Below are 2,186 nucleotides of genomic sequence, written 5' to 3' on the forward strand. Positions count from 1 at the left end.
GAGGCATCGGGCTCGACGTTGTGCTGCGACGTCGTGAACGCGAATTGCTCGCTGGGGGTGTCCGGCTGTAGACGGTTGTCGCCGGCTATCTGTGGGGAATACGCACGGAAGTTGTCGGGGGACAGGTATTGTCGCTGGTCATCCCTGTAGGAGCGGGGCCGGTCAAGACCTTGGTGACCTGCGCAAACGCGTCGGCGCCCCCATCATGGCTTCGGCCCGTGCACTTCCCGGGCGGTCGGCCTACATCTGGTCCTCGCGTGTGACGTCGAGGTTGCGGAAACTGGGCGGCTCGTCGCACAGCTTGGCGAGGCGTGCGGCGAACTCGCCCGTTTCGGGCAGGTCGGAGTTGGCTTTCGCTTCCTCGTACGAGGGGAACTCCACGATCTGTAGGTAGGTGTGAGCCCGATCACGGTCCCGGGTTTGGGTGCCGCGGGTGGCGGCGCGCTTGCCCTGGGTCTGCACGAGCCACTCGTCGAGTGCGGTGTTCAGTTCGTCGATCCGGCTGGTGGTGAACTCAATGATCTGGATGAAACGCATCGTTGGTGGCCTTTCCTGGTTAACGGCCGCGCGGTGGCGGACTGATGATGTTGAACTCGGCTTGCCCGACGGCCGTGGGTCCTTCGAGGTCACGCCGCCCTGGCTGCCAACTGGGTGGGTGGTTATGGCTTCGCGTAGTCGGCGAAGCCCTGCCAGTCGATGAGCACGCAGGGCTCGTCACCGACGATCCACGCGTCGTGCCCAGGTGGGCAGATCATGAAGTCGCCGGGCCCGAACTCCTTCTCCTCACCGTCGTCCATGCGGATGACCATGCGCCCGGAGATGCAGTAGCCCATGTGGGCCGCCTGGCAGCTGTCGGTCCCGGCGATGGGCTTGACGTGCTTGGACCACTGCCAGCCCGGTTCGAAGGTGCCGCGACCGACGGGCCCGCCGTCGAGGTTGACCAGTTCCAGCCTGCCAGTTCCATCCTGGAACGGACGGGTCTCTTCGGGCGAATTCAGGCTCTTCTTCACCAGACCGGACATGACGTGCTCCTGTTCTGTTCTGTTGTGTGATCGATTCGGTGGTGTGATCGATGCGGGTCATTGCCCCTGGAGTGACGCGTGCCCTCGGCGAGATACGTTAGAGGTTCTGCGGTGGGTTTCCTAGGGCTTCACGGCGAGCAGCGAGATGCTCTTGATGCCGTATGTCTCGGTGGCGCCGCGTGCGGAGCCGGACAGGAAGGCGTACGCGGTGTTCTCCCTGATCGTCTCGATACGCAGGCCGGCCTTCTCGATGGTGGCCAGGTAGTCGTCGATCTGCGCGGCACCGCCTACGCAGGCCGCCCAGAGCTCGGCGTTGCAGGTGATCGACTCGGCCAGCGGGCGCTCGGCGACGATGTCGGCGAGGGCCAGTCGCCCGCCGGGCACGAGCACCCGGGCGGCCTCGGTGAAGACGGTCGACTTGTCGGCGGACAGGTTGATCACGCCGTTGGAGATCACGGCGTCGTAGCAGGCGTCGGCTACGGGCAGGTGTTCGATGCGCCCGTCGAGGAAGCGGACGTGGTCCAGGCTCCTGGCGGCACGTAGCCGCTCGGCCTTGCTCAGCTGGGCCTGGGTCATGTCGACGCCGGTGACGTGGCCGGTCGGACCGACCAGGGTGGCGGCGGCGAAGGAGTCGGTTCCCGAGCCGCTGCCCAGATCGATGACCCGCTCGCCGGCGCGTGGGGCCGCGAGGTCGAGGAAGTAGCCGACGCCGGCAAACGACTCCAGCGCTTCGGTGGGGATCTCATCCAGGAGGTCTTTCGGGTAGCCGAGGCGGAGCGCGAGCTCGCGGCCCGTCTCGAAGTGGTAGGTACGGCGCGGCTCCTGCGCGACCTGTTCGTACACCGCTTGCACGCGGCTTTGCAGGTCTGCGACATCGAGGGCAGTTACGGTAGTGGGCATGGCGGTCTCCTCGTCTCTTCAAGTGATTACTTGAAGATCAGGTTTAGCACGGCCATTTGTGCCGTGTCAACGACGTATCCGTACCCTTTTACCGATCATGCGGTGGGGTTGCGATCAGCCTGTTCGGTTGCGCTTCGTTCCCACCGCGACCCGCGCACCGATCTCGACGGGCAGTCTGGCGCGGGCCCATTCCGGGAAGCCGTCCTCAAGGCGTGCTGCACGGAAGCCGCGTCGATTCAGGGCGCGTACCGCGTCGTCGGCGTA

Annotated in this window: 3 protein-coding genes; all 3 read right to left on the reverse strand. The window is 65.6% G+C overall.

The annotated features are described in order from the left end of the window. Nucleotides 1-240: 240 nt before the first annotated feature. On the reverse strand, nucleotides 241-630 hold the full coding sequence (locus tag VIM26_RS00530; protein WP_331948353.1) for a hypothetical protein: 390 nt from the start codon (nucleotides 628-630) through the stop codon (nucleotides 241-243). Nucleotides 631-659: 29 nt separating this feature from the next. Beyond that, entirely contained in the window at nucleotides 660-1,022 is a 363-nt protein-coding gene (locus VIM26_RS00535) for a cupin domain-containing protein (RefSeq protein ID WP_331948354.1), read from the reverse strand. Between the two features lie 120 nt (nucleotides 1,023-1,142). Continuing rightward, the gene (locus VIM26_RS00540; RefSeq protein ID WP_331948355.1) at nucleotides 1,143-1,922 is read right to left on the reverse strand and encodes a methyltransferase domain-containing protein; all 780 of its coding nucleotides are present in this window, start codon (nucleotides 1,920-1,922) and stop codon (nucleotides 1,143-1,145) included. Nucleotides 1,923-2,186 lie beyond the last annotated feature (264 nt).

Origin of the sequence: Pengzhenrongella sp., from assembly GCF_036565025.1 — a bacterium.
Taxonomy (GTDB): domain Bacteria; phylum Actinomycetota; class Actinomycetes; order Actinomycetales; family Cellulomonadaceae; genus Pengzhenrongella.